Genomic DNA, 25,745 nt, shown 5'->3' with positions numbered 1-25,745 from the left:
TGATCAACAAGTCCAACCAGTTCAACCTGACCACGCGGCGCTATACCGAGGCCGAGGTGGCGGCGATGCAAGACGATCCCGCCTGCCACACCCTGCAGGTGCGCCTGACCGACAAGTTCGGCGACAACGGCATGATCTCGGTGGTGATCCTGCGCAAGGATGCCGAACCGGGGGCCTGGGTCTTCGACACCTGGCTGATGTCCTGCCGGGTGCTCAAGCGCCGGGTCGAGGAAGCGACGCTGGCCACCGTGGTCGAGGCCGCCCGCGCCGCCGGCATCGGCAAGCTTTACGGCGACTACCTGCCCTCGCCCAAGAACGGCATGGTCGAAGATCACTATGGCAAGCTGGGCTTCGAGAAACTGGGCCCGATCGGCGAGGGCGGCACCCGCTGGGTGCTGGAGCTGGCCGGCTATGACGCCCCCGACCTGCCCATGACCCTGGCGGTACAGACGCCCGTGTCCGCATGATGTCCTGAGCCGGGAGATCCGCGGTGCTGTTCAACTCGCTCCAGTTTGTCTTCCTGTTCCTGCCCGCGGCGCTGGCGGGCTATTACCTGCTGATCGCCACCGGCAGGCAGCGCTGGATCTTCCTGTTCCTGGTGATGGCCTCGCTGCTGTTCTACGCGGTGTGGAACCCGCCCTATGTGCTGCTGCTGCTGGCCTCGATGGGCGGCAACTATATCTTCGGCAGTTGGCTGGACCGGCGCCGCGAGGCCGGGCGGGGCAACGCGCGGGTGATGGGGCTGGGGGTGTGTTTCAACCTCGCCATCCTGTTCTATTACAAATACGCCAATTTCTTCATCGACAACCTGAACGGCGTGGCCGGCACCGATTTCGTGCTCGACCGGATCCTGCTGCCGCTGGCGATCTCCTTCTACACGCTGCAGCAGATCGCCTTCCTGATCGACGTGGCCCGCGGCGAGGTGCGCCCCACCGGCGTCTGGCGCTATGCCACCTTCGTGATCTTCTTCCCGCAGCTCATCGCCGGCCCCATCGTCCACTACAAGGAGATGATGCCGCAGTTCTTCGGGCGCCGCCTGGGCCGCTTCGCCACCGCGAATTTCACCGTCGGTCTGGCGATCTTCGCGCTGGGGATGTTCAAGAAGACGGTGCTGGCCGACAGCGCCGCGGGTTTCGCCACGCCGATCTATGACGCGGCGGCGGCGGGCGATCCGATCGGGCTGCTGGCGGCCTGGCGCGCCGCGGCCTGCTATACGCTGCAGCTGTATTTCGACTTCTCGGGCTATTCCGACATGGCGCTGGGGCTGGCGCGGATGTTCGGGGTAAAACTGCCGCCGAACTTCCATTCGCCGCTGCGCGCGGCCTCGATCATCGAATACTGGCGGCGCTGGCACATGACCCTGCAGCAGTTCATCGTCGCCTATATGCACCAGCCGCTGGTGGTGCCGCTGACCCGCTTCGGGGCCGAGCGCGGCTATGGCAAATGGCAGATGTTCGCCCTGACCACGGCGATGCCGACGATCCTGCTGTTCGTGGTGATCGGCTTCTGGCACGGCGCCAACTGGACCTTCGTGGTCTTCGGGCTGATGCATGGCATCTACCTGACGGTCAACGAATTCTGGCGCACCTACCGGCGCAAGCGCCGCAAGAAGATCAAGCCCGGCCCGCGCGACATGGTGGTCTATCACCTGCTGACGCTGGTCTGCGTGGCCGCCGCCAACGTGGTGTTCCGCGCCGACAGCGTGGCGGCGGCGGCGGCGATCTGGACCGGCATGGTGCAGCTGGGCGACCTGCTGATGCTGCCGTCGATCCTGCCCGCAAGCTTCGGCGAGCTGCTGACCGAGCCTTTGACCTTCATCCTGGTGGCCGCCGCGCTGATCGCCTTCTTCCCCAACACCCAGCAGATCATGAACCGCTACGAACCGATCCTGGGCTGGGCGAAATGGCGCGGCGTGGCGCTGCCGAAGATCGCGCTGCAATGGCGCCCGACACCGCTCTGGGCATGCTATACCGGGCTGGTCCTGTTTCTTGCCGTGGCCTTCGTCAGCCGCGGCGAGACCGAATTCATCTATTTCAACTTCTGACGGGGCAAGGACGCATGGCAGAGACATCCTCCGGCCCGAACAGCTTCGGCCCCGCCGCCCGGCAGGCGGACGACAGAAGCGCCGAGGCACCGGTGGCGGACAGGCCCGGCTGGCTCAGCCGGCCGCTGGGGCTGGGCCGCTTCCTGGGGCTGGTGGCCGCCGTCTTTCTGGGCGCCTTCGCCCTGACGCTGGCGCTGCCGCATGATCCCTACATCCGCTACCAGTCCTTCAAGGGCACGATCTTCGACCGGCTGGGCTGGGTCTATGAGCGGCTGGCCTATGACGACACCCCGATCGACGTTCTGGTCATCGGCTCGTCGCGCACCGCGCGCGGCGCCAATGTGGAGCAGCTGGAAGCGGCCCTGGCCGAGCGCGGCGTCAGCGCCCATGTGGCCAATGTCTCGATCCCGGCCTCGGGCTTCGACTGGCGGCTGACGGTGCTGCGCGAGGCGCTGGAACATCACCCCGAAATCAAGCTGGTGATCTGGGAACTGGTCGAGGTCTTCCCGCGCGACGGCCACCAGACCTTCGGCGACCTGGCCCGGCCCGGCGAGCTTCTGTCCAGCCCCTGGCTGGTCAACCGCACGCTGCCGGTGAACCTGGCGGCCCTGCCCTACCGGCAGATGGAACTGGGGCTGGCCAGCCTGCTGCCCGAGGCCTTCGGCTATGCAAAGGATTTCGATCCGGCGGCCTATCTCGGCCCCGCCCCCGATCACCGCGGCTTCAACGATCCGGGCTGGAGCGTCGACGCCGAGGCGCGCCAGACCGGCACCCTGGATCACGCCCTGGCCATCGCCGCCGACAGCGCCCAGCGGCGCGCGGAAATCACCTGGCCGGTGCCGATGCTGCCCGACGCTCTGGAATTCGGCGTCTCGCGCGCCTATCTGCGCGACCTCGACAAGCTGGCCGAAACCTATGGGTTCGAAACCGCCTTCCTGTTCCTGCCCTTCTATGACGGCTACGGTGACGCCCATGAGGCCGAATGGGTGCAGCAATTCGGCGACTACTGGGCGGCGCGCTTCCTGGCGACGGATCCGGCGAATTACGTGGATGCGGCCCATGGCTCCAGCCTGGGCATCGCCCGCCTGACCCCCTGGCTGGCCGACCGCATCGCCCGCAGCCTGTCCGGGGACTGACCTTTCCCGACCCGACCTTCCCGACCGACCCTGCCGGAGCCTCCATGACCGATCTGCCCATCCTGCCCGCCGCCCCGAAACTGCACCACGTGGGCATCATCCAGCCCGACATGGAGGCCGCCGAGGCCTTCATGGCGCTGTTCAACCACGAAGAAGACTACCGCGGCTATGTGGAGGCCTTCGAATGCTGGTGCATCTTCCTGAAGGCCCCCGCCGGCACGGCGGCGGTGGAACTGGTGGTGCCCACCGGCGGGCCGCTGATGAAGTTCAACCGGGGCGCCGGGGGCCTGCATCACTATGCCTTCGAAACCCCCGACATCCGCGCCGTGCAGAAAGCGCTGGCCGAGCGCGACGTGCGGATGCTGGAAGACGAACCGGTGCAGGGCGCGGGCAATTTCCTGTGCAACTTCGTGCACCCGGTCTCGACCCGCGGGGTGATCATCGAATACGTCCAGCCGCTGGGCTGAGGGGGGCCGGTGCGGAGCGGGGCGGCATCCTGCGCGAACGGAATTCGAGGCTTCTGTCCCACCTGAACCTGCCGGGGAAATCCCCCGCAAGCCCTTGATCTGCCCGACAGCGGTTTTGGGCCCTGCAGACAGCCGTTCAACCGGGACACGCGAAGGTCGGCTGTGCGGGGCCTTGCCGACCTTCGACCGATCACCGCGAGCAACCGCTAACTGCGCGTTGCCGCCGTTCGGCGTATTCCGGCGGAGGTCTGGTGTGCGGACGAAGCAGCCACTCGCGAACTGCCGTCCGACCCTGCTCAGCGGACTGAGTTGCCGTTAAGGGGCAGAGGAAACTTCCAAAGTAACACAAACCGATTGAGCCGTTCTGACCCGAACCAATACTGCTCAGTTAGCATCCGAGACTAACGCTCAGATTGTAATTTCCAGCCCTAACTCACTGTCGGCGGCAATGCGGTCATACTTGTCTTTTGGGGGCATCGGTCTGGCAGACCAATCAGGATTGAACGTGAACGAAGAAACGTTTCGTCCTTCGGGTAGAGCACCGTTGCCGGACCCAACTGCATAGTCATAATAAAGCTTCACGATCTGCTCCGGGGTTACCTGCTGAGCAGCGGAATGAGCAAGGCACCCCTCTCTCCAACGAGCCACTCGATCGAACTCCGGACAATCGGGTAGGTGGAAGCTCTCGTAATAATCCAAAAACCAAAATCGCATCATTAGAGGCGTAAACACGACCTCCGCCAGTCCGAACTCATCAAACAACCATGTACCGTCCGGATTGTGACGCAACAAAAAGTCGTTGAGCCACTTGTAGTGCTCCAAGAGGGTTTCCCGCTTGTTGGCAATTTCGTCACGATTTCTGTTCATGACGTAGAAGTATCCGGCCATACCGAACGGACCCTCTCGGGTTATCATCAGCCTCTCAATGCCACGCTCAAATGGATCATTGCGAGCGACTTGCGTTTCTCCAAACCGCTCCTCGACGTAGTTCAGTATCACGAGGCTTTCCTTCAGTGCACGGTCTTGTTCGTCAACCAGAACCGGAAGCGCTGTGGAGCCGCCAGTGTAGTCTAAAAGCCATTTTGGGCGCGGCTTGGTGATGTCTATGACTTGGAAATCAACCGCCCGCTCCAACCCCTTCAACGCAAGGAGGATCTCGATCCTTTGTGAGAAGGGGCAAACCGGGATGTGGTAGACAGTAGGGTTCGACATATCAGCGACTACTCTCAAGGCAGATTCTTTGTCACGAGAGCATAGTCTATCGCTGCAATAGTTGTGAAAGCGATGACAGCATCGGGCTCGAAGCAGTCATCTGATAATTTCACTCAGATGTCTCCATGGTCGGCTTCCTGCCAGTTCGAGCTGACCGTAGCATTCGGTAGCATCGGGCTCAGAGCCGCCTTTTTCCGCACCGCAGAGTATGGGCGCGCTTGGCGCAGGATTTCGCCCCTCTCCGCAACCGCCCCCCTGAGGCGCGCCCGCGCCGTTTCCGGCCCGAAACCCCCGGTTCACAAAAAGGCCCGGTCCCCGTCAGGGGCCGGGCCTTGTGCCAGGGTTTGGGCGCGGCTCAGGTCTCGGGCGGTTTGGGGATATCCGCGCCGGTCGCCATGGGCACCGGCACCATGCCCGCTGCCTTCTTGCCGCCGGTCTCCTTGCGCCCTTCCAGCTTGCGCCCGAAGCGCATCATCGGCCCTTCGAAGATCTTGTACGAGATCATCGCCTGCGCATGGGTCAGCGCCAGCGCCGCGAGGGTCATGATCCAGAACGACGGCGGGGTTGCGAACAATTTGTGCACCACCGCGAACAGCGCGTAGACGTTGAAATAGTGGAACAGGTAGGTGAAGTAGGAATAGAAGCCGATATTGGCGATCACCTCGATCACCGCGTTGGAGTACATCCGCCAGCGGCCGCCATCGAACAGCGCGATGCAGAAGCAGGTGCCGAAGGTGGTGAGCGAATACAGGAAGGTGCGGTTCAGCACCGGGTTCTGCTGCACCAGCAGCGCCGCGATCACGGTCAGCCCGCCGAACCCCAGCAGCAGGTATTTCAGCGGCGTCTTGCGCACCATCAGCCAGGCCAGCACCCCGCCGGTGGCGATGGCGTCGATCCGGGCCAGCGGGAAATAATGGATCGCCGGGGTGTGGTTGCCGTTGGCGCTTTCCCAGTACAGGTACCAGCGCAGCAGCACCGGCAGGATGCTCACCGCGATCAGGAAGGCGGGCATGCTGCGGCGGCTGAACCAGGTCACCAGGCCGAAGACGATATAGGCGAATTCCTCGACCGACAGCGACCAGGTGATGGTGTAGGGCACCGTGGCCTCGCCCTGGAAGAAGATGATCCAGGCGGTCAGGAAGCTGTAGGGCACCCACATCCGGTCCAGCAGGTGCAGGTCGGTCTGCGTCACGATCATCGCCAGGGCGAACACCGTCACCGCCACGAAATACAGCGGCACGATGCGGAAGAAGCGGCGCAGGAAGAAGGTCTTCAGGAAGCCGGGATAGTCGCGGGTCAGCAGGAAGCTGGAAATCAGGTAGCCGCTGAGCGGGAAGAAGATCGCCACCCCCAGCAGCCCGTAGCGGCGCAGGAACAGGGCCGCCGTGTCCAGATCGGCGCGGGGGTATTCCAGCGCCACGTGGAAGCCGATGACCATGATGATCGCCACGGCGCGGATACAGTCCAGCAGGGCGGACCGGTTTTTCAGATGGGGCGGACGCACGACACTCAATCCTCGTTAAGACGCTTGCGGACCGGCTGCGCGGCGCGGGCAGAGCCGGGCCGGGCAGGACGGGCACCGCCTGCGGGAACACTTCCTTTGGGAAAACGGGTATAGACCGGCGCCGAGGATCCCGGCCCGGTCCCGGCCCCGCCACGGGGCGGCGGCACCGGATCGGCGGCCGCCGGCCGGCCGCCGCCGCGGCTGCGGGCGGCCCGCGGATCGGCCGCGGCCTGTGGCGCCTCGCCGGCCAGCGGCTGCAACAGGAACACCGAGGAGCCCAGCAGGAACATCACCATGCCCAGCACCTCGTTCCAGATCGTCACCGTGGCCAGGATCAGGAACATGGTGACCAGCAGGAAGGTCACCGCCACGCGGGCGTTGTAGGCGTCGGAACCGGGGATGAACTTGCCGCGCCCGGCCCGGATCATGATCGAGAAATAGACCGCGATCATGGCGAAACTGGCGGGGATGCCATAGAGGATCGCCAGTTGCAGCCAGTAGTTGTCGATGCTGCCCGACATCCAGACCGGGTGGTTCCACCAGTTGTGGCCGATGCCCAGGATCGGATGGTCCGCCACCTGCGCGGTGCCGTATTCCCACAGGGTCCGGCGGATCGAGGCGGTGTTGGAGTTGAAGGCCAGCCGCACCGCGACCGCGTACAGCCCGAAGGTGTCCGACCCGATCTCGATGATCGCATAGATGATGGCCAGCCCCCACAGCAGGATCGGCCATTGCTTGGGATGCCCGTCCAGCATCATGAAATAGCCGATCAGCCCGGTCTGGAAGATCGCCGACAGCAGCGGCCCCGAGGACACCGAGGTGAAACAGGCCGCCAGCATCAGCGCCACCGCCGTGCCGCGCGTGATGAAGGAGATCTTGTTGCGCAGCCCGATGAAGAACAGGCTGATCGGCATGGCGCAATACAGGCCGAAATGGATCGGGTGGCCGAAGACCACCTGCGCCCGGTCCAGCCCGAACCGGCGCGGATAGCCCTTGTCGGTCACATCCGTGACGCTGGTAAACCCCGGCAGCGAGGCGATGAAATCGGGGATCAGGAAGGCCGCGGTGATGGCCTCATGGACCGCCAGCGGCGCCATGCAGACCACGATGATCCCGAACAGCCGCGCCATCGCCTGCCAGTCGCCCAGGGTGCGGATCGAGGCCCGCCCGATCAGGTATCCGCCCAGCACCAGCGACATCTGCAGGGTGCCGAAGACCAGCACCACATCGGTGTTGAACAGCGCGATCGAGAGGTACATCCAGAAGGAATAGAACAGCATCAGATAGTCGGTCAGGACCACCTTGCCGAACTTGCCCATGAACAGCATCACCAGCAGGACCGGCAGGCAGGCCACGAACAGCACCCGGGTCGGCGCCAGCAGCACCCCGGCCACGTCGAGCCAGATCGGCGAGATCATCGCGATCATCGCCAGCAGCGCCAGTTTCGGCACGGGCGGGATCTTCCCCGGCACCATCTGTTCCGGGGGGAAGGTCTTGGGCGGCTCCGCCATGGCCGGCCGTCCGGTCGGGCGGGAGCGTGACAGCGCGGCGTCAGACACGGCGCCTCCTTTTCTGGTCCGGCAGGGGGGGCGCGGTCAGAAACCGCACCGGGTCCCCCCGAGTGTCACGCGCGATTATAAATATCTTCGTAGCGGATGATATCGTCTTCGCCGGTATAGGACCCGGTCTGGACCTCGATCAGGTGCAGATCCACCTTGCCGGGGTTTTCCAGCCGATGCACGGCCCCCAGCGGGATGTAGACCGACTGGTTCTCGGTGACCAGCTTGACCTCGTCATCGATGGTCACCGTGGCCGTGCCCTGCACCACCACCCAGTGTTCGGAGCGGTGCACATGGCTTTGCAGCGACAGCTTCTTGCCCGGCGGCACCATGATCTGCTTGACCTGGAAGCGGTCGCCCAGGGCCAGGGTCTCGTACCAGCCCCAGGGGCGGTAGGTGCGCGGCAGGATCTCGGCCTCGTCGGCGCCTTCGGCCTTCAGGGTCTGCACCGCGGTCTTCACCGCCTGCAGGTCGGACATGTCGGCCACCAGCACCGCGTCGCGCATGGCGATCACGGCAATATCCCTGAGGTTCACCCCCACCACCCGCGGCCCGTCGTCCTCGGACCGCAGCAGCACGTCGGCGCAATCGATCTGGGTCACCGCGCCCGAGGTGGCGACGCCCTGCTCGTCGGGCGACATCTCGCGCCAGACCGCGTCCCAGGCACCCAGGTCGGACCAGCCGCATTCCACCGGCACGGTGGCCACGGCGGCGGCCTTTTCCATGATCGCATAGTCGATGCTGTCTTCCGGCGCGCTGGCGAAGGCTTCCTCGTCCAGGCGCAGGAAGCCCAGGTCGTCGCGGGCCTTTTCCACCGCCAACCGGCAGGGCGGCACCATCTCGGGGGCCAGCGCCTCGAAGGCGGCGATCAGCGTGTCCACCTTGAACAGGAAGATGCCGGCGTTCCACAGGAAGCGGCCCTCGGCGAACATCGCCTCGGCGCGGTCGGCATCGGGTTTCTCGATGAAGCGGGTGACCGGCATCGCCTTGGGGGTGGCGGTGTCGGTGCTGCCCACTTCCAGGTAGCCATAGCCGGTCTCGGCGCGGTCGGGACGGATGCCGAAGGCCACCAGATCGCCCTTTTCCGCCGCCGCCGTCCCGGCTTCGACCGCCGTCAGGAAGGCCGGCACATCGCGGATCACATGGTCCGAGGGTGCCACCAGCATCAGGTCGTCGCCCTTGCCCTGGCCGGCCAGATACAGCGCCGCCGACAGGATCGCGGGGGCGGTGTTGCGGGCCTCGGGCTCCAGCAGGATGGCGGCCTTCTCCAGACCCACCGCCGAGATCTGCTCGGCGGCCAGAAACCGGAAATCCGCATGGCTCAGCACCACCGGGGCGCCGAAGCCGTCGCCCAGATAGCGGCGCAGGCAGGCCTGGAACAGGCTTTCGCGGCCGAACAGCGGCGTGAATTGCTTGGGATAGGCCTTCCGGGACAGGGGCCAAAGACGGGTCCCGGACCCGCCGCACAGAATTACTGGATGAATCATCACACTGCCTCTACCGAACTGTCAGCACTGCACAAAGTCATAGCCCACGGGGCCGGGCTTGTTAAGCGTGACACATCCTCTGTGCAGGCGGCGACTCGGGAAGGGTAAAGGAATCATTCAACCTAAGCGTGTATTTTAAGCACATTTTCCGAAAAGGCAGAGACTCCCGCTTATTAGCATTTTTTTAGGCAATTTCACGCCGATTCTCGCCCCAGGCGGTATCAAACGGCGGCTGCTGCGGCCCTGGCGGAGTCTGTTTGCGTTTCTTTTCAATGCCGATTCATGGTAACTGCTTCGTTATCTTCGAGTTCTTCCCGGGCGCGGCAGTCCTGTCGTCAACCCTTCCCAACGAAGCAAAATGTGGCGTGCGACGCGACCCAGCCTCGCGTTGTTAAGTGTTTTGGAGAAGTTTGATGTGTGACGTGTGCCTTGATCCGTGCTGCGAAGGTGTTTGCAGCGCGCCCAAGCCTGAAGGGTCCGGTCTTGTGACGACGACCAGCGCTGTCAACGGGTCCGCGACGCTGTCGACCGAACCCGACACCCCGCCGGGTGCAAGCGAGATCCAGGCCCTGCTCAGCCCCGCCGGGCCCTGGAGCACGGGCGACCTGAGCTATGGGTTTGCCAGCAGTGCCGCCGATTATCCCAGTTCCTATTCCGCCTACATGGAGCCGGGCCATTTCCTGAACTTCAGCGACGCCGGCAAGGATGTGCTGCGCGACGCCTTCTCGGCCTGGAACGCGGTCTCGGGCCTGAACATGACCGAGACCGGCAACGCCGCAAGCGCGGTGATCCGGGTCGGCGGGTCGAGCGTGCCGGACACCGCCTGGGCCTACAGCCCCGGCACCTATGACGCCAATGGCGACATCTGGTTCGGTCTCGACCAGGCCTATTTCGACAAGATGATCGCGCCCACCCCGGTCCCCTATATCGGCAGCTACGAATACCTGGTGTCGCTGCACGAGATCGGCCATTCCGTCGGCCTGAAGCACCCCCATGACAATCCGACCACGATGGATTCCGCCTATGACGGGCTGGAATACACGGTCATGTCCTACCGGTCCTACCTGGGCGGGCCGCGCAGCAGCTACACGGTGGAAAGCTGGGGCTACCCGCAATCGCTGATGATGCTGGACCTGCTGGCGATCCAGGAATTGTACGGCGCCAATTACGCCACCCTGTCGGGCAACACCGTCTATAGCTTCGATCCCGCCACCGGCGAGATGCTGATCGATGGCGTGTCCCAGGGCACCCCCGGCGCCAACCGCATTTTCCGCACCCTGTGGGATGGCAATGGCACCGACCTGATCGACCTGTCCAACTATACCACCGACCTCGAGATCGACCTGAACGCCGGGCGCGGCCTGGACCTGGACGTGGGCGGGCTGAGCCAGCGCGCGCAGCTGGTCGGCGGGTCCGCCCCGATCTACGCGGCGCGCCATGTCTACATGTCCCTGCTGCACCAGGGCGACACCCGGTCGCTGATCGAGAACGCCACCGGCGGTTCGGCCAATGACCTGATGATCGGCAACCAGCTGGACAACGTGCTGCGCGGCCGGGGCGGCAACGACTTCCTGACCGGCGGGCTGGGGGCGGACACCCTGGACCTGGGCAATGGCGCCAACACCGTCACCGACAGCCTTGTCGGGCTGGACGGCGACACCGTGATCGACTTCGACGGCGATGACACCGTGGTGATCAAGGGCACCGCCCTGGGCGCAGGCCAGGTCAGCTATGACGCCGCCAGCGGCGTGCTCAGCGTCGACCTGGATGGCGACGGCACCGCCGAGGCCAGCCTGACCTTCTCCGGCCTGGCCGCCACCGACAGTTTCGACGTGGCCACCGCGAACGGCAACACCCATCTGACCCTGACCGGCGGCTCGGCCGGAACCGGCGGCGGCACCGGGGGCACCGGCGGCGGAACCGGCGGCACGGGTGGCGGCACCGGGGGCACGGGCGGCGGCACCGGGGGCACCGGCGGCGCCGAGGTGGTCTATCTGTCCAACGCCACCGAGAAGCTGAAAAGCAGCGGCGCGGCGGCGGCGGTCATCATCGCCGGCGGCGGCCGCAACGATATCTTCGCGGGCTCGGGAGATGACGTTCTGGTGGGCGGCGCCGGGTCCGACCGGCTGGATGGCCGCAACGGCGATGACGTGTTGTTCGGCGGCGCCGGCAAGGACACGCTGACCGGCGGGCGCGGCAATGACCGCTTCCTCTTCACCTCCGATGACGAGCTGCATTCCTCCAGCGCCAAGAAGGACTACATCACCGATTTCACCCAGGGCGAGGACATCATCGACCTGTCGGGTTTCGGCTTTGCCAGCTTCAGCGACCTCGACCTGCGCAGCGATGCCGCCGGGGTGAAGATCATCGCCTCCAGCAAGCATTTCATCATCGTGCAGGGCCTGAACGTGGCGGATATGACCGCCAATGATTTCGTGCTGACCAACAGCCTGGTGGTGACCCTGCCCGGCGCCTCGGGCTCGACCGACACCGTGCTGGGCAGCACCGACGACCTGCTGCGCGTCACCGACAATGTCACGGCCACGGTCCATGGCGGCGGCGGCAACGATCGGCTGCTGTTTTCCTACGGGGCGCAGGATCTCTATGGCGGCGACGGCAAGGATTACATCAGCGGCGGGCGCGACAACGATCTGCTGGACGGCGGCCTGGGCGATGACACGCTGATCGGCGGCCGCGGCGCGGATGTCTTCGTGTTCCAGGACACGCTGGCACAGGCAGGTGACGTGGATACGATCCGCGACTTCGAACTGGGCAGCGACACGATCCGGCTGGAAGGCGTGGCCGCCACCACCCTGGCCGGGCTGAACCTGGTGCAGAATGGCAGCGATGCCGAGCTGACCCTGTCCAACGGCCAGACCATCGTGCTGCAGGACACCACCGCCAGCGCGCTCAACCTCTCGGACTTCGAATTCGTCTGATCCCGGCGGCGGGGGCTCAGCCCCCCGCCCCTGTCCCTTTTCCGGCCCCCGCCCCCGCCCCGCAGGCGGGCTGCCCGGCGGCGGCCCCGATCATCCGTGCCAGCACCGGCACCGCCAGCTGCGCCGTCTCCCCCGGCGCGGGGTGCAGCCCGTCGGGCAGATCCGCCGGGGCCACCCGCCAGCGCGGATAAAGATCGGCCAGACCGACCCCATGGTCCGCCGCCAGATCGCGGTAGATCCCGTAATAGGCCCCAAGCCACGGCCGCTGCAGATGCCGCACCACGCCGGCCACCGGGCTCATGGTCATCAGCAGCACCCGCGTGTCGGGCAGATCGCGGGCCAGGGCGTCCAGAAGCGCCGCGTGCCGGGCCCGGCTGGTACGCCGCGACACCCCGTCCAGCAGATCGGCGTCATTGATGGAAAACTCCAGCAGCACCAGGTCGGGGCGCGCCGCGACCACGCGGTCGAGCTGCGCCAGCGCCCAGGTCGAGCCCATGCCGTTCTGCGCCACGCGGGTCATCTGCACCGGATGGCCCAGACAGGCGGTCAGGGTGGCGGCCAGATCCTCGGGCCAGGACCCGCGGGCGGTCAGGCTGGTGCCGAACGCCAGGATGCGGGCGGGGCGCGCCGGATCCTCCCAAGGGGTCAGCGCGCGGTCGGCGGGATCCCCGGGCGGGCGCGGCCACAGCAGGACCGCCAGCCCCGCGGCCAGCGCCAGCGCGGCCAGTCCGGCCCCCGCCCCGGCCCTCATGCGGCGGGGCGGCCCACCGAAACATAGGCAAAGCCCGCCTCGCGCGCCGCTTCGGGGCTGAAGACATTGCGCAGGTCGGCCAGCCGCGGGGTCGCCATGACCCCGGCCAGACGGGCCAGATCCAGCCCCCGGAACTCGTTCCATTCGGTCAGCAGCACCACCGCCGCGGCATCGCGGGCGGCCTCATAGGGATCGTCGTCCCAGACCACGCCTGGCAGCAGCGCCGCGCCCTCGCGCTGGCCCTGCGGATCGACCACATGCACCCTGGCGCCGCGCCCGATCAGCGCCGGCACGATGGTCAGCGCCGGCGCGTCGCGCATGTCGTCGGTGTTGGGCTTGAAGGTCACCCCCAGCACCGCCACCTTCTGGCCCGCCACGCTGTCGCCGCACAGGTCCAGCACCTTGTCGACCATCGCCCGCTTGGTGGCCTCGTTCACCGCGATCACGGTTTCCACGATGCGCTGCGGGGCGGCATGTTCCTGGCCGATGCGGGCCAGCGCGCTGGTGTCCTTGGGAAAGCACGAACCGCCATAGCCCGGCCCCGCGTGCAGGAACTTGTTGCCGATGCGCCCGTCCATGCCCATGCCCTTGGCCACCGCCTGAACATCGGCGCCGGTCTTTTCGCACAGCGCCGCGATCTCGTTGATGAAGGTGATCTTCGTGGCCAGAAAGGCATTGGCCGCGTATTTGATCATCTCGGCGCTTTCCAGACCGGTCCAGACGATGGGCGCCTCGCGCAGCGACAGCGGGCGATAGATCTCGGCCATGACCTCCTGCGCGCGCTCGGATTCGACGCCGACGACGATGCGGTCGGGGCGCATGAAATCCTCGATCGCCGCGCCCTCGCGCAGGAACTCGGGGTTCGAGACCACGTCGAACTGCGCACCGGGCACCTCTTCGGCGATGATCCGGGCGACCTCGCGGTTGGTGCCCACCGGCACCGTCGATTTGGTCACCACCACCGTGTAGCCGTCCATGGCATGGGCGATCTCGCGGGCGGCGGCATAGACATAGGTCAGATCCGCATGGCCGTCGCCGCGCCGGGTCGGGGTGCCGACGCCGATGAAGACCGCATCGGCCCCCTTCAGCGCGGCGGCCAGATCCAGCGTGAAGGACAGCCGCCCGGCGGCCACGTTGCGCGCCAGCAGATCGTCCAGCCCCGGTTCATAGATCGGCACCTGGCCGGCATCCAGCGCGGTGATCTTGGCGGCCTGCTTGTCGACACAGGTGACCGCATGGCCGAAGTCGGAAAAACAGACCCCCGACACAAGCCCCACATAGCCGGTTCCGATCATTGCCAGTTTCATGGGCGGGGCTCCTTCTGCCAGACGCATCCGCCGCCGCGTAATTTCGGGGCGGACGCGGCACCTTAGGCCGAGGTGATCAGGCTGCGCAACTCATCGACGCGGGCGTCCAGCAGGGCGCGGTCGCCGCGGGTTTCCACGTTCAGGCGCAGCACCGGTTCGGTGTTGGACTTGCGCAGGTTCATGCGCCAGTCGTCAAAGCTCAGGCTCAGCCCGTCCAGCCGGTCGGTGCCGGTGGCTTTGGGCCCGAACCGCGCCTCGATGGCGGCCAGGGCGGCGTCGGGATCTTCCAGCCGGAAGTTGATCTCGCCCGACGAGGGGAAATTGGCCCGCATCTGCGCCACCAGCGCCGACAGGCTCTGGCCGGTCATCGCCATATGCTCGGCCACCTTCAGCCAGGGGATCATGCCGCTGTCGCAATACATGAAGTTGCGGAAATAGTGATGCGCCGACATCTCGCCGCCATAGACCGCGTCGACCTCGCGCATCCGCGCCTTGATCAGCGCGTGCCCGGTGCGCGACACCACCGCCGTGCCGCCGCCCGCCGCCACCACGTCCAGCGTGTTCCACATCACGCGGGGATCATGCACGATGCTGGCGCCGGGTTCCGTGGCCAGGAAGGCCGCGGCCAGCAGGCCGACGATATATTCGCCGTCGATGAAGGCCCCGGTTTCGTCGAACAGGAAGCAGCGGTCGAAATCGCCGTCCCAGGCCACCCCGAAATCGGCGCCATGGTCGCGCACCGCCTGCGCCGTCACCGGCTGGTTTTCCGGCAACAGCGGGTTGGGGATGCCATTGGGAAAGCTGCCGTCGGGATCATGGTGCATGCGCACGAACTCCAGCGGCGCGCCGAGCGCCTCCAGCCTGCCGGCGATGGCGTCGAAGGCCGGGCCGGCGGTGCCATTGCCGGCGTTGACCAGGATCTTCAGCGGTGTCAGCGCGCCGGGATCGATGAAGGACAACACCCGGTCGACGAAAGCGGCGCGCGGGTCTTCGACGCGCAGGCTGCCGGGGGTTTCGACCGGGGCGAAATCCTGACTGTAGGCCAGATCGCGGATGTCGTTCAGCCCGTTGTCGCCCGACACCGGGCGCGAGCCTTCGCGCACCATCTTGATGCCGTTGTAATCGATCGGGTTGTGGCTGGCCGTCACCATCAGCCCGCCGCCGGCGTCGTAATGGGTGGTGGCGAAATAGACCTCCTCGGTGCCGCACAGCCCGATGTCGATCACATCCGCCCCGCCGTCGCGCAGCCCGGCGATCAGCGCCTCTTGCAACTCGGCCGAGCTTTCGCGGATGTCGCGGCCGGTGACCACCAGGCCGGGCTGCATCACCTGCGCGAAGGCGCGCCCGATGCGGTGGCAGATGCCGGCATCCAGGTTCACGCCCAGCTGGCCGCGGACGTCATAGCTCTTGAAACAGGTCAGGGTCGACATGGGGTCTCTCTCGGGTCGGTTTCGGGGGGCGGCCCCCGGACAGGTTTACAGAAGGGCGGTGCGCTTTGGCGCAGCAAAGGCGATCTCGGCGGCCGGTCCGCTCAGCCGGGCGCGCACCGAGGCCGGCGGCCTCAGCCCGAAGGCGGCGGCCAGCACCGCATGTGCCTCTTCGGGGGCGCGGTGGCGCAGCAGCAGCCGCGCGGCATAGGCCAGCGTATAGCCATAGCCGGTCAGCAGGCTGCGTTTCGGCGCGAAGCGGCGCAGGAACATCATCCGCCCGCGATGCTTGAAATACAGCGAGAACGGCGACGCGAGGCGGCTGAGCGTCGGCGAGCCGATGGAGCTGCCCGCATGGTGATAGATCCGCAGCCCCTCGCAGAACAGCAGCGGCCGGTCGCCCCGGCGCATGGCCCAGTCGACCTCTTCGTAGTACAGGAAATACTCCTCGCGCATCGGGCCGACCTCTTCATAGAAGGCGCGCGAGGCGATCATGCTGGCGCCCATGATGAAATCCAGCTCGTCCGAGGCCGGCGGCGGGGTGTCGTTGTGCGACTGGCCCAGGTGGATGTTGGCGGTCACGCCGGTGGCCATGTTCACCTTGCCGCCGTCGATCTGGATCATGTCGGAGGGGTCCAGATAGGTCACCCGCCCGCCCATCAGCGCGTAATCCCCGGCCTTGGGCAGGGTCTCGACCAGCGCCGTCAGCGCCTCGGGCGGGACCACGCTGTCGGGGTTGAGCACCCAGAAATGCTCGATGTCGGAAAACTGCGCCAGATAGGCCAGCCCGACGTTCACCCCCCCGGCAAAACCACGGTTGGCGGCGTTGTGCAGCAGGGTCAGCCGGGCGCCGGGATCGGGGGCCAGATCGGCACCGCCCTCGCGCAGGTCCAGCGGCTTGGCGACAGGGCTCAGATCGAAGGGCAGGCCCACCGGCGCCGCATAGGGGGTTTCGCCCGAAGCCCAGCCGCGCAGCCGCGCCACGGTGTCGTCATCCGAGGCATTGTCCACCAGCGCCACCCGCAGCCGCACGCCCGCCGCCTGCGCCGCTGCCAGCAGGCTTTCGGCACAATCCACCGCCTCGCCACCGGAATTGAAGGTGACGATCACCACGCCCAGGGGAAAATCACGCATGCTACTCGCCCATATCTCGCGGAGCGCGCCGTCCCCGCCTGCACCATCTAACATACCACGCGGACCTGCAAAACACAGGACAGGCCCGGGTTGCACCTAACAGCAGAGTAACCCTTGGCGGCCAGAGGACGGATTGATGCAGTGAAAAGGGCATTGGCCGCTGGTGCCAATGCCCCGAAGACCGCCGCGCGAAAGACGAGAGGCGGCGGCCGTGCCGCGGGCCGGACCCTAGGCCGGACCGCAGACCTTGCGCCGGACCCGGCCCTGAAAGGCCAGCGCGGCAAGCGATCCCGCCAGCAGCACCAGCGAGGCCGGCAGGGGAACGGGCGCGTCCACGTATTGGGTCCGCACCGTCTGATCCAGATCCGAATACAGACCGGTGGCAAGCGCCCGGCCCGGTTCGTGCCTTGACCAGCGGCTCACCTGGATGGAGGCCCCGGGCGCCAGATTCCACGAGATATTTCCCAGCCCTTTCAGCACCACATTGGTGATGTCGTAGTGGCTGGAGGACAGGTTCTGGAAATCATAGGTATAGAGCCATCCATTCCCCTGCGGGGTCGCACTGCTGTCGACATTGAAATCATACACCAGCGGCTGCGAGAACATGTCGAAGTAGATGGTGGCGTTTTCTCCGGCATTCCCGGTTTGCGGGCTGCGGATCGACATGGCCTGGGTCTGAAGATCGAAGAAAAAGTACAGACCGCTCACCCCGCGAACGGGGTTGATATCGATCCGGTCATCCCGCCGGACGTCCTTGTCGCGAAGATGGATGCTGATGGGCACGGAATACCCGTAATTCTGGGTATAGACCCTGGGATCGATGGACCGAACGATGGACCAGTCCGGGTAGACGGTTCTGTTCTCCTTGGCCTTGAAAGTGCCTGTACGAAAACGCCCTGAAGTTCCGGAAAAAATACCTGAATACCCGATACTGCCAGAGGCATAGGCCTCTGCCGTATTGTCCCCTGGGCCGTCCATGTCTGCCGTGACTTTCAACTGCGGAATGCTGAGCGACACCTTCAGCGTCGCCGCCGCACCCGGCACGGGCTGGCCTGCCAGAAGGACCGAGGCAAGGGCAAGGGCACCGGCGCATCTGCACAGCCGACCCGATGCAGCGCGCCCGGTGGTGCGTTCATTTCCTGTGGTAATTTGCATTGCTGCTCCCCCCCGATCAGATCGTGTGGCACTCAGGCCAGACACGTATTCGGATGTTTGCATAACCTGCCGGAAAAGTCGTTGATGTGAATCATGGCATCGCCTGCCCCGGCCCGCGCCGTCACATCCCAACAAGATGTTTGCGCAGATCAGGCCGTGGGGGCGGAGGGCCTCTGACACGGCGCCCCCATGCGCATCCGGAAACCGGTCTGGGGCGCGCTGTGTGGCAGGCGATGCGGATACGGGGAGTTTTTCTGCGCCAGATCGGTAGTAGCACCGGGGCGTTCTATCACCGGGCAGATCCAGAAAGCGCCTATCTTATTCCCTTGGGCAGGTCCTGATGCAACGCATCCATGTCTCTCAGTCGCTTGGCGAGCTTGATGAAGTCGGCCCAATGAGTGCACTCGTCGCCAACCAGCTTCCCCCCAACGATTGCTTCTTGTGCCAACAGGTTATCGACCCTGTACGCAAACATGCTCGCAAATACCTCTGGGTTGAGTGACTTCTGCCTCATCAGCACTTCACACCGCTCAAGAAGCCCCATGTAGGCATCAACGGCTGCCCAGTCGTCTAGCGTACTAGGATCTTGATCACCCTTCTGCCAATCACCCGCCGGTCGAAGCTTGATATGAACCGCATCATGCTCCTTGAACATCTTGGTGAGTTCGAGAAGAAACTGACCTTCGGAAATTCGCGCATTCTTCCGAATTTGGATTGCCGCATAGATTAGGCCAATCCCTGCTACCACCACACCAATTATTGTGGCCAATTCAGCTGCTTGAGTGAGCGTCATGTGTCAAGGTTACGAAACCCCGCGGGGCAATACCAGCTTGGCATAGGAGCCTAGAACAGTCGTATTTGTCCCCACCCGGCGTGCAGGGTGGCGCGAGGGGCAAAGGGACCCCCCTGCCCCGCTCCCCGTGCCGCATCACCATGACCCTAGGCGCGCCCCGCGCAATTTGGCACAAGGGCGGCAGGTTCCGATCCCGAGGTGTTCCCAGTGTCCGAAGTTGTTCCCCCCACTCCTGAAACCGCCCCCGCTCCACAAACCGCCCCCGCCCCGCAAACCGCCCCCGCCCCGCCACGGCTGGCCGTCATCATCCCCCATTACAACGATCCCGAGCGTCTGGGCCGCTGCCTGGCGGCGCTGGCGCCGCAACTGGCCGCGCATCGGGACGTCGAAGCGGTGGTGGCCGACAACGCCAGCCCCTGCGACCTGGGCCCGCTGCAGGCCGCCCATCCGGGCGTGCGCTTTGTGACCGAGCCTGCCAAGGGCGCGGCGGCGGCGCGCAACCGCGGGGTGGCCGAGACCACGGCGCCGCTGATCGCCTTTCTGGACAGCGATTGCGTGCCCGCCCCCGACTGGCTGGAGACCGCCCTGCGGCTGGCGGGCAAGGCCGGGCTGACCGGCGGGCGGGTGGATACGTTTGACGAAACCCCGCCCCCCCGCTCGGGCGCCGAGGCCTTCGAGACGGTCTTTGCCTTCCACCAGCGCAGCTATGTGCAGGACAAGGGATTTTCCGTCACCGCCAACCTGCTGACCTCGCGCGCGGTCTTCGACGATGTCGGCCCGCTGATCGTCGGGCTGTCGGAAGACATGGACTGGTGCTTCCGCGCCACCGCCAGGGGGCACGATCTGGTCTATGCCGACGACCTGGCGGTCAGCCATCCGACCCGGCAGGACTGGGCCGCACTGGCCAAGAAATGGCAACGCACCACGCTGGAAGGGTTCCACCTGAACGGCACCTCCCCGGCGGCGCGGGCGAAATGGGCGCTGCGGGCCGGGGCCGTGCTGGTCTCGGGGCTGGCGCATCTGCCGAAAGTGCTGGGCTCGGACAAGCTGGCCTCGGGGATCGAACGCCGCCGCGGCGCGGCCACGCTGCTGCGGTTGCGCGCGGCGCGGGCGGGCTGGATGCTGGGACAGGCGCTGCGCGGCGGCTGAGCCCCGCCCTGCTCCCGGCCTCAGCCCAGGCCCAGGTCGCTCATCAGGATGCCCTGCAGTTCGATGGTCTTGTCCACCTCGTCATGGATCGTCAGCACCACCCCGGTGTCGGCGGCATTGGCGGCGATATCGACCGTGGCCCCGGCCTGCAGTTCCACCAGGTCGGCCAGGCTGCGCAGGGTGACGCTGGAGCCGTTCGGCGACACGATCATGTTGTTGGCCGGATCCAGATCGTCGCTGTAGCTGCCGGGCTGGTTGTTCATGATGCGCAGCCGGTCGCCTGCATTGAAATTCAGATCCATCACCAGGTCGTGCGAGACCTCGTCGCTGTTCTTGCGGTTGTCGAAGATGAAGAAATCCGCCCCCAGGCCGCCTTCCAGGATGTCGTCGCCGCCGGTGTCGGTCAGCTTGTCCTTCCCGTCCAGGCCCTGGAAATGGTTCACCGCGTCATGGCTGTAGGCCCGGTCCGTCAGATCGTCATTCGCCGCGGTGCCGGTGATCATGATGACATCCACAAGACCGCCGCCGCCGCCGGTGGGATCGCTGGGGTCCGTCCCCCCGCCACCGCCCGTGCCGGTACCGCCGCCGGTTCCCGTGCCGGGATCGGAATAGATATAGGGCAGGGTCGTGATCACCTGATCATAGGTGTGCTTCCAGTAATCCACATCCGTCGGGGTCGGCGACAGCAGGGTGTTGCCGCTTTCAGTGACATTCATCGCCGCCATCTCGGTGGCGTTCAGGTTCAGGATCTTGCCGTTGTTGCGCGGCAGCAGGGTGTTGCCGGTGATCTGCACGTTGTCCACGTTCAGCAGCGAGATCCGCGGATAGTCGCTGTAGGTCAGATCCTCGGCATTGGGCAGCAGGATGTTGTTCGAGATCTCCATGTTCATGACATCCGAGATCTTGATGGCATTGGCCGAGGCATTGATGATGGTGTTGCCGGTGATCAGGAAATCGCTGGCGGTGACCCCGGCCTGGGCCTTGTTGAGATGGCCGAAGATCGATTGCGACCGCGCCCCTTCCGGCTGGTAGAAGAAACTGTCGCGCACGGTGATGCCATGCACGCCGGTGGTGGAGTTCACCCCCCAGTACTGGATCATGTCCGGATGATCGCCAAATTTGCCATCGGGATCGTACCAGGGGTTCAGGTCGTGGAAATAGCTGTTCTGGATCACCATGTTGGTGACATCGTTGAAATTCACCCCCTCGCGGGTGTGATGCAGGTCCAGATCGTCGATGGTCACATCGGTGACGCCGTTCAGGCGCAGCCCGACGCGCAGGTCGGCCAGTTCGACGCCCTCCAGGACCAGCCCGTCCACATTCCGCGCCAGCACGCCGAATTCATAGCCATAGCCGGTCAGGGGAATATCCCGCGTCGCCGCGACGCTGTCGGGATCGGTGCCCTCGATGGCGTCGGGAACATGGCCCTCGATCGTCATGTCGCGCAGGGTGATGCCGCTGCTGTTGCGCAGTTCCACCCGGCTCCAGCTGTAGTTCGGCGCCAGGGTCGCGGCCTTCACGTCGATGCCCTCGAAGGTGATGCCGCTGCAATTCTCGATCTGCAGGGATTCCGTCAGCACCGCGCGAGCGTTGGGATCCGCCGAGGCGATGGTCAGGCCGGTGGCGAAATCCCGCCCCGCCAGGTTGACCGCGGCGGCGTAATCGCCGCCCGCCAGTTCGATCCGATCCCCGTCGGCCGCGGCCTGAAACGCCGCGTCCAGTTCGACCGTATCGGTCACCACGAAAGTCGCCATGGCACTACACCCCTTCAACAAACCGCACCGGAAACAGGCCCCGCCGCCGGGTCGAAAACCGCCGGAACACGTATACGGTTAAAAAATTCTCTGTCCCTTATACACGTATAGGGCGTTTTGTGACCCGGACCACCGCGAAAAAGTGATCGCGGGCCCTGCCGCTCAGGCCAGACCCAGATCGCTCATCAGGATGCCCAGCAGTTCGACCTCGTGATCGGCCGCGTCGTGCACCGTCAGCACCACGCCGCTGTCGTCGGCATTGGCGGCGATGGCGACGCTGGCCCCGGCCTGGAGTTCCACCAGGTCGGCCAGGCTGTTCAGCGTCACGCTGGTGCCGTTGCTGTTGACGTTCAGGGTGTTGGACGGATCCAGGGCATCGGAGAAACTGCCCGCCAGGCTGGTCAGGAAGCGCAGCGTGTCGCCGGCGGCGAAATCCAGGTCCATCACCACATCGGCCGAGGCCGCATCGCCGCTCTTGCGGTTGTCGAAGATGAAGCGGTCGGCGCCCAGCCCGCCTTCCAGCCAGTCGTCGCCGCCGGTGTCGGTGATCTTGTCGTTGCCCTCCAGCCCCTGGATATGGGTGACCTGGCCCTGGTCGGTGGCCCGGTCGGTCAGCACGTCGTTGTCGGTCGTGCCCGCCAGCACCACCGCATCGCCGGGCACGCCGGTGTCGGGCGGCCCCGGCTGGCCGGGCAGCGTGGCCAGCAGCTGGTCGTGCAGGATCTTCCAGTAATCCGGCGCCGCCGGGTCCAGCGACAGCAGGGTGTTGCCGCTTTCGGTGACATTCATCGCCGCCATTTCCGCCGCGTCCAGGTTCAGCACGCTGCCGTTCCAATAGGGCACCAGCGTGTTGCCGGTCACCACCGCCCCATCCACATCCGACAGGATGATCCTGGGGTATTCGGTATGGGTCAGATCCTCGCCGTTGGGCAGCACGATGTTGTCGGAGATCACCACGTTGGCGGTGTCATAGATCGAGATCGCGTTGGGCGAGCCGTTGATGATGGTGTTGCCGGTGATGGTGAAATCGCTGGAGGTCACCCCGGCGGGCGCCCCGTCCAGATGGCCGAAGATCGACTGCGACCGCGCGCCCTCGGGCTGGTAGAAGATGTTGTCGCGGATGGTGAGACCCTGCAGGCCGGTGGCCGAATTGGTGCCCCAGTACTGGATGAAATCCGGGTGGTCGCCGGTATTGCCGTCCGGGTCGCGCCAGGGCGTCAGGTCATGGAAATAGCTGTTCTCGATCACCAGGTTGCTGACATCGCTCAGGTTCACCCCCTCGCGGGTGTGATGCAGCTCCAGCCCGCTGACGGTGACATCCGCCGCCCCGTTCAGGCGCAGGGCGGTGCGCACGTCGGTGATCTCCACATCCTCGATCACCACGCCGTCGGTGTCGCGCACCAGCAGGCCGAATTCATAGCCATAGCCGGTCAGCGGGATGTTGCGGGTGGCCGCGGCGCTGTCGGGATCGGTGCCCTCGGTGGCGTCGGGCAGATGGCCGGTCAGGGTCATGTCGCGCAGGGTGATGTCGGCGCTGTCGCGCAACTGCACCCGGCTGGTGTTGCGGGTCGGGGCCAGGCTGGCGGCCTCCAGGTCGATGCCTTCGATGGTGATGCCGCTGGCGGCGCGGATCAGCAGCGTCTCGGTCAGCACCGCGCGGGCGTTGGGATCCGCCGAGGCGATGGTGATGTCCTGGGCGAAGGCCCGGTTCTTCAGAACCACGGCGCTGTAGTCGCCCGCGGCCAGTTCGATGCGGTCGCCATCGGCCGCACTCTGGAAGGCGGCCACAAGCCCGGCCGCCGTCGTCACCTGAAAAGTCGTCATGATGCAATGCCCCCAGTTGTACGAGATCGGCGCCCCACAGCCGATTCTCTTCCGGAACCGGATGCTGCCCGTACACGCATAGGAGTAATAGACGATTTGAGACGACTCGCACAGGTTGTGTTCCCGGTGCGGTTCGGGATCGGGCGGCGCACCGCCCGATCCCCGGATTTCGGGGGGCCGTCAGCCCAGGTCGCTCAGCTGGATGCCCAGCAGTTCGATGTAATGGGTGCCATCGTCCTGCAGCGCCAGCACCACGCCCGAGCCGTCGCCATTGGCGGTGACGCTGACTTCGGGCGCCAGCAGCAGCTCGGTCAGATCGGCCAGGCTGTCCAGGGTCACGCTGTGGCCGCCCGGCGACACATGCATCCGGTTGCCCGGATCCAGGGCGTCGGTGAAGTTGCCCGCCTGGTCGGTCATCAGGCGCAGGACATCGCCGTCGCGGAAGGTCAGATCCATCACCAGGTCATAGGTGTCCTCGCCCGTGGACTTGCGGAAATCGAACAGGAAATGGTCGGCGCCCTTGCCGCCCTCCAGGATGTCATGGCCGCCGGTGTCGGTCAGCTTGTCCTTGCCGTTCAACCCGCGCAGATGGCCGACCACATCCGGCGCCAGGTTGCGGTCGGTCAGCTTGTCGTTGCCGTTGGTGCCGTTCACGCGCACCGCGTTGTCGAAGATCGTGTCGGGGTCGATGGGATAGTTCGAGGCCGGCGGGGTGACGGTGCCGCCGCCCGTGCCGCCGCCGGTGCCGCCACCGCCTGTACCGCCGCCGGTCCAGCCCCCGCCGGACGGCAGGGTGGCGATGATCTGGTCATAGAGCGTGCCCCAGTAATTCGGCGAGGCCGGGTTTTCCGACAGCAGGGTATTGCCGCTTTCGGTGACGTTCTGGGCCGCCATCGCCCCCGCGTCCAGGTTCAGGATATCGCCGTTGTGGCGCGGCAGCAGGGTGTTGCCGGTGATCTGCACATTGTCCACGCCATTCAACGAGATCCGCGGGAAATTGCTGTAATGCAGCGTGTCGGAATTGGGCAGCAGGATGTTGTTCGAGATCTCCACGTCGGTGGTATGGGCCAGCTTGATGGCATTGGCCGAGCCGTTGATGATGGTGTTGCCGGTGATGGTGAAATCGCTGGCGGTGACCCCGGCGGGCGCCTTCTTCAGATGGCCGAAGATGGTCTGCGCGCGCGATCCCTCGGGCTGGTAGAAGATGTTGTCCTGAATGGTGATCCCGTTCACTCCGGTGGTCGAGTTCACGCCCCAGAACTGGATGAAATCCGGGTGATCGCCCGAGGTGCCGTCCGGGTCGTACCAGGGCTTGAGATCGTGGAAATAGCTGTCGGCGATCAGCAGGTCGGTGGCATCGTTGAAATTCACCCCCTCGCGGCAGTCGCGCAGCTCCATCCCGGTGATGGTGGTGTCCTGGGTGCCGTTCAGGCGCAGGGCCACGCGCAGGTTGGCGATCTCGACGTCCTCGATCACCACGCCCTGGGTGTTGCGCAGCAGCAGCCCGTTCTCATAGCCCATGCCGTCGAGAATGCTGTTGCGGGTCGCGGCGGCGGTCGTGGGATCCACCGCGCCATCGCCGGGGCCGGGAATATAGCCGTCGATCAGCATGTCGCGCAGGGTGATGTCGGAACTGGAGCGGATCTGCACCCGGTTCCAGCTGAAGTTCGGCGCCATGCCGGCGGCATCCACATCCAGCCCCTCGACGGTGACGCCGCTGCAGTTCTGGATCTCCAGCGAGGTGGCCAGCACCGCGCGGTCGTTGGGGTCGGCCGAGGTGATGGTCAGCCCCTGGGCGAAATCCCGTCCCTGCAGGTTGACGGCGGAATAATTTCCGCCTGCCAGTTCGATCCGGTCGCCGTCGGCGGCGCGGGCAAAGGCGGCGTGAAGCTGGGCGGCGGTGGTTACCACATGTGTGGCCATGGCAAGTCGTCCTCTCGTTACGCGACAACACATCTCCCTCCTGCGAATCCAAAGGCTTCGCAGGCGATGGAAATGTGCTCTTGGTGAATAATTCTTCCTCGGGGTGGATATGCCCCGATCGTCGCCGCGACGCGACCCCGCCCCCCGGTTAACCCTGGGTTCTGAGCGGAATTTTGCTTT

At 65.6% G+C, this 25,745-nt stretch carries 18 protein-coding genes and 1 pseudogene; 6 read left to right on the top strand and 13 right to left on the bottom strand.

Annotated elements, in window-relative coordinates; all coding sequences use genetic code 11:
* The 4 genes and pseudogenes from AB0T83_RS15585 to AB0T83_RS15570 form a co-directional block, all read left to right on the top strand.
* Window positions 1-467 (top strand): annotated as a pseudogene (locus AB0T83_RS15585) (hypothetical protein); the annotation flags it as partial.
* A 23-nt stretch (window positions 468-490) separates the two neighbouring features.
* Complete coding sequence (locus AB0T83_RS15580) at window positions 491-2,044, top strand: MBOAT family O-acyltransferase (protein ID WP_366194142.1); 1,554 nt, start codon at window positions 491-493, stop codon at window positions 2,042-2,044.
* A 14-nt stretch (window positions 2,045-2,058) separates the two neighbouring features.
* Complete coding sequence (locus tag AB0T83_RS15575) at window positions 2,059-3,180, top strand: hypothetical protein (protein ID WP_366194141.1); 1,122 nt, start codon at window positions 2,059-2,061, stop codon at window positions 3,178-3,180.
* Between the two features lie 44 nt (window positions 3,181-3,224).
* The gene (locus tag AB0T83_RS15570) at window positions 3,225-3,647 is read left to right on the top strand and encodes a VOC family protein (RefSeq protein ID WP_366194140.1); all 423 of its coding nucleotides are present in this window, start codon (window positions 3,225-3,227) and stop codon (window positions 3,645-3,647) included.
* 408 nt (window positions 3,648-4,055) lie between these two features.
* Here the strand turns inward: AB0T83_RS15570 and AB0T83_RS15565 are convergent, their stop codons facing one another.
* The 4 genes from AB0T83_RS15565 to AB0T83_RS15550 form a co-directional block, all read right to left on the bottom strand.
* Window positions 4,056-4,859 (bottom strand): glutathione S-transferase family protein, encoded by an 804-nt coding sequence (locus AB0T83_RS15565; RefSeq protein WP_366194139.1) that lies wholly within the window; start codon window positions 4,857-4,859, stop codon window positions 4,056-4,058.
* A 355-nt stretch (window positions 4,860-5,214) separates the two neighbouring features.
* Window positions 5,215-6,363: an acyltransferase family protein gene (locus AB0T83_RS15560; protein ID WP_366194138.1), complete on the bottom strand. Its 1,149-nt coding sequence runs from the start codon at window positions 6,361-6,363 to the stop codon at window positions 5,215-5,217.
* A 5-nt stretch (window positions 6,364-6,368) separates the two neighbouring features.
* Entirely contained in the window at window positions 6,369-7,922 is a 1,554-nt protein-coding gene (locus tag AB0T83_RS15555) for an O-antigen ligase family protein (RefSeq protein WP_366194137.1), read from the bottom strand.
* A gap of 65 nt (window positions 7,923-7,987) precedes the next feature.
* Window positions 7,988-9,409 carry a mannose-1-phosphate guanylyltransferase/mannose-6-phosphate isomerase gene (locus AB0T83_RS15550; RefSeq protein WP_366194136.1) on the bottom strand — a complete coding sequence of 474 codons (1,422 nt, stop codon included), beginning with the start codon at window positions 9,407-9,409 and terminating at the stop codon, window positions 7,988-7,990.
* 485 nt (window positions 9,410-9,894) lie between these two features.
* Here AB0T83_RS15550 and AB0T83_RS15545 point away from each other — a divergent pair, with 485 nt between their 5' ends.
* Window positions 9,895-12,348 (top strand): M10 family metallopeptidase C-terminal domain-containing protein, encoded by a 2,454-nt coding sequence (locus AB0T83_RS15545; protein ID WP_366194135.1) that lies wholly within the window; start codon window positions 9,895-9,897, stop codon window positions 12,346-12,348.
* 16 nt (window positions 12,349-12,364) lie between these two features.
* On the opposite strand, the gene AB0T83_RS15540 is transcribed toward AB0T83_RS15545, so the two are convergent.
* From AB0T83_RS15540 to AB0T83_RS15515, 6 genes are all read right to left on the bottom strand, one after another.
* Window positions 12,365-13,099, bottom strand: coding sequence for an SGNH/GDSL hydrolase family protein (locus AB0T83_RS15540; protein ID WP_366194134.1), 735 nt, complete (start codon window positions 13,097-13,099; stop codon window positions 12,365-12,367).
* Window positions 13,096-14,406, bottom strand: a complete 1,311-nt coding sequence (locus tag AB0T83_RS15535) for a UDP-glucose dehydrogenase family protein (RefSeq protein ID WP_366194133.1) — start codon at window positions 14,404-14,406, stop codon at window positions 13,096-13,098. Before AB0T83_RS15535 ends, AB0T83_RS15540 begins: the two co-directional genes overlap by 4 nt.
* A 62-nt stretch (window positions 14,407-14,468) precedes the next feature.
* A complete protein-coding gene (locus AB0T83_RS15530; RefSeq protein WP_366194132.1) occupies window positions 14,469-15,836 on the bottom strand; it encodes a phosphohexomutase domain-containing protein in 1,368 nt (455 codons plus the stop codon).
* Between the two features lie 45 nt (window positions 15,837-15,881).
* Window positions 15,882-16,967, bottom strand: coding sequence for a glycosyltransferase family 2 protein (locus AB0T83_RS15525; RefSeq protein WP_366194131.1), 1,086 nt, complete (start codon window positions 16,965-16,967; stop codon window positions 15,882-15,884).
* 228 nt (window positions 16,968-17,195) lie between these two features.
* Complete coding sequence (locus tag AB0T83_RS15520) at window positions 17,196-18,122, bottom strand: hypothetical protein (RefSeq protein ID WP_366194130.1); 927 nt, start codon at window positions 18,120-18,122, stop codon at window positions 17,196-17,198.
* A gap of 313 nt (window positions 18,123-18,435) precedes the next feature.
* On the bottom strand, window positions 18,436-18,915 hold the full coding sequence (locus AB0T83_RS15515) for a hypothetical protein (protein WP_193143371.1): 480 nt from the start codon (window positions 18,913-18,915) through the stop codon (window positions 18,436-18,438).
* 207 nt (window positions 18,916-19,122) lie between these two features.
* Here AB0T83_RS15515 and AB0T83_RS15510 point away from each other — a divergent pair, with 207 nt between their 5' ends.
* Window positions 19,123-20,064 (top strand): glycosyltransferase family 2 protein, encoded by a 942-nt coding sequence (locus AB0T83_RS15510; RefSeq protein ID WP_366194129.1) that lies wholly within the window; start codon window positions 19,123-19,125, stop codon window positions 20,062-20,064.
* Between the two features lie 20 nt (window positions 20,065-20,084).
* Here the strand turns inward: AB0T83_RS15510 and AB0T83_RS15505 are convergent, their stop codons facing one another.
* From AB0T83_RS15505 to AB0T83_RS15495, 3 genes are all read right to left on the bottom strand, one after another.
* Window positions 20,085-21,818 carry a right-handed parallel beta-helix repeat-containing protein gene (locus AB0T83_RS15505; protein WP_366194128.1) on the bottom strand — a complete coding sequence of 578 codons (1,734 nt, stop codon included), beginning with the start codon at window positions 21,816-21,818 and terminating at the stop codon, window positions 20,085-20,087.
* A 162-nt stretch (window positions 21,819-21,980) separates the two neighbouring features.
* Window positions 21,981-23,642 carry a right-handed parallel beta-helix repeat-containing protein gene (locus AB0T83_RS15500; RefSeq protein WP_366194127.1) on the bottom strand — a complete coding sequence of 554 codons (1,662 nt, stop codon included), beginning with the start codon at window positions 23,640-23,642 and terminating at the stop codon, window positions 21,981-21,983.
* Window positions 23,643-23,822: 180 nt separating this feature from the next.
* Window positions 23,823-25,565 carry a right-handed parallel beta-helix repeat-containing protein gene (locus tag AB0T83_RS15495; protein ID WP_366194126.1) on the bottom strand — a complete coding sequence of 581 codons (1,743 nt, stop codon included), beginning with the start codon at window positions 25,563-25,565 and terminating at the stop codon, window positions 23,823-23,825.
* Window positions 25,566-25,745: the final 180 nt, after the last annotated feature.

It is taken from the genome of Meridianimarinicoccus marinus (assembly GCF_040689105.1).
GTDB lineage: Bacteria > Pseudomonadota > Alphaproteobacteria > Rhodobacterales > Rhodobacteraceae > Meridianimarinicoccus > Meridianimarinicoccus marinus.
The sequence above is the reverse complement of the archived record's forward strand: the minus strand, read 5'-3'. Positions and strand labels throughout refer to the sequence as shown.

Coding starts and splice junctions, on each gene's coding strand:
- AB0T83_RS15570 (WP_366194140.1), top strand. CDS start 3,225: ATGACCGATCTGCCCATCCTGCCCGCCGCCCCGAAACTGCACCACGTG.
- AB0T83_RS15540 (WP_366194134.1), bottom strand. CDS start 13,099: ATGAGGGCCGGGGCGGGGGCCGGACTGGCCGCGCTGGCGCTGGCCGCG.
- AB0T83_RS15500 (WP_366194127.1), bottom strand. CDS start 23,642: ATGACGACTTTTCAGGTGACGACGGCGGCCGGGCTTGTGGCCGCCTTC.
- AB0T83_RS15515 (WP_193143371.1), bottom strand. CDS start 18,915: ATGACGCTCACTCAAGCAGCTGAATTGGCCACAATAATTGGTGTGGTG.
- AB0T83_RS15505 (WP_366194128.1), bottom strand. CDS start 21,818: ATGGCGACTTTCGTGGTGACCGATACGGTCGAACTGGACGCGGCGTTT.
- AB0T83_RS15530 (WP_366194132.1), bottom strand. CDS start 15,836: ATGTCGACCCTGACCTGTTTCAAGAGCTATGACGTCCGCGGCCAGCTG.
- AB0T83_RS15550 (WP_366194136.1), bottom strand. CDS start 9,409: ATGATTCATCCAGTAATTCTGTGCGGCGGGTCCGGGACCCGTCTTTGG.
- AB0T83_RS15525 (WP_366194131.1), bottom strand. CDS start 16,967: ATGCGTGATTTTCCCCTGGGCGTGGTGATCGTCACCTTCAATTCCGGT.
- AB0T83_RS15535 (WP_366194133.1), bottom strand. CDS start 14,406: ATGAAACTGGCAATGATCGGAACCGGCTATGTGGGGCTTGTGTCGGGG.
- AB0T83_RS15520 (WP_366194130.1), bottom strand. CDS start 18,122: ATGCAAATTACCACAGGAAATGAACGCACCACCGGGCGCGCTGCATCG.
- AB0T83_RS15495 (WP_366194126.1), bottom strand. CDS start 25,565: ATGGCCACACATGTGGTAACCACCGCCGCCCAGCTTCACGCCGCCTTT.
- AB0T83_RS15575 (WP_366194141.1), top strand. CDS start 2,059: ATGGCAGAGACATCCTCCGGCCCGAACAGCTTCGGCCCCGCCGCCCGG.
- AB0T83_RS15565 (WP_366194139.1), bottom strand. CDS start 4,859: ATGTCGAACCCTACTGTCTACCACATCCCGGTTTGCCCCTTCTCACAA.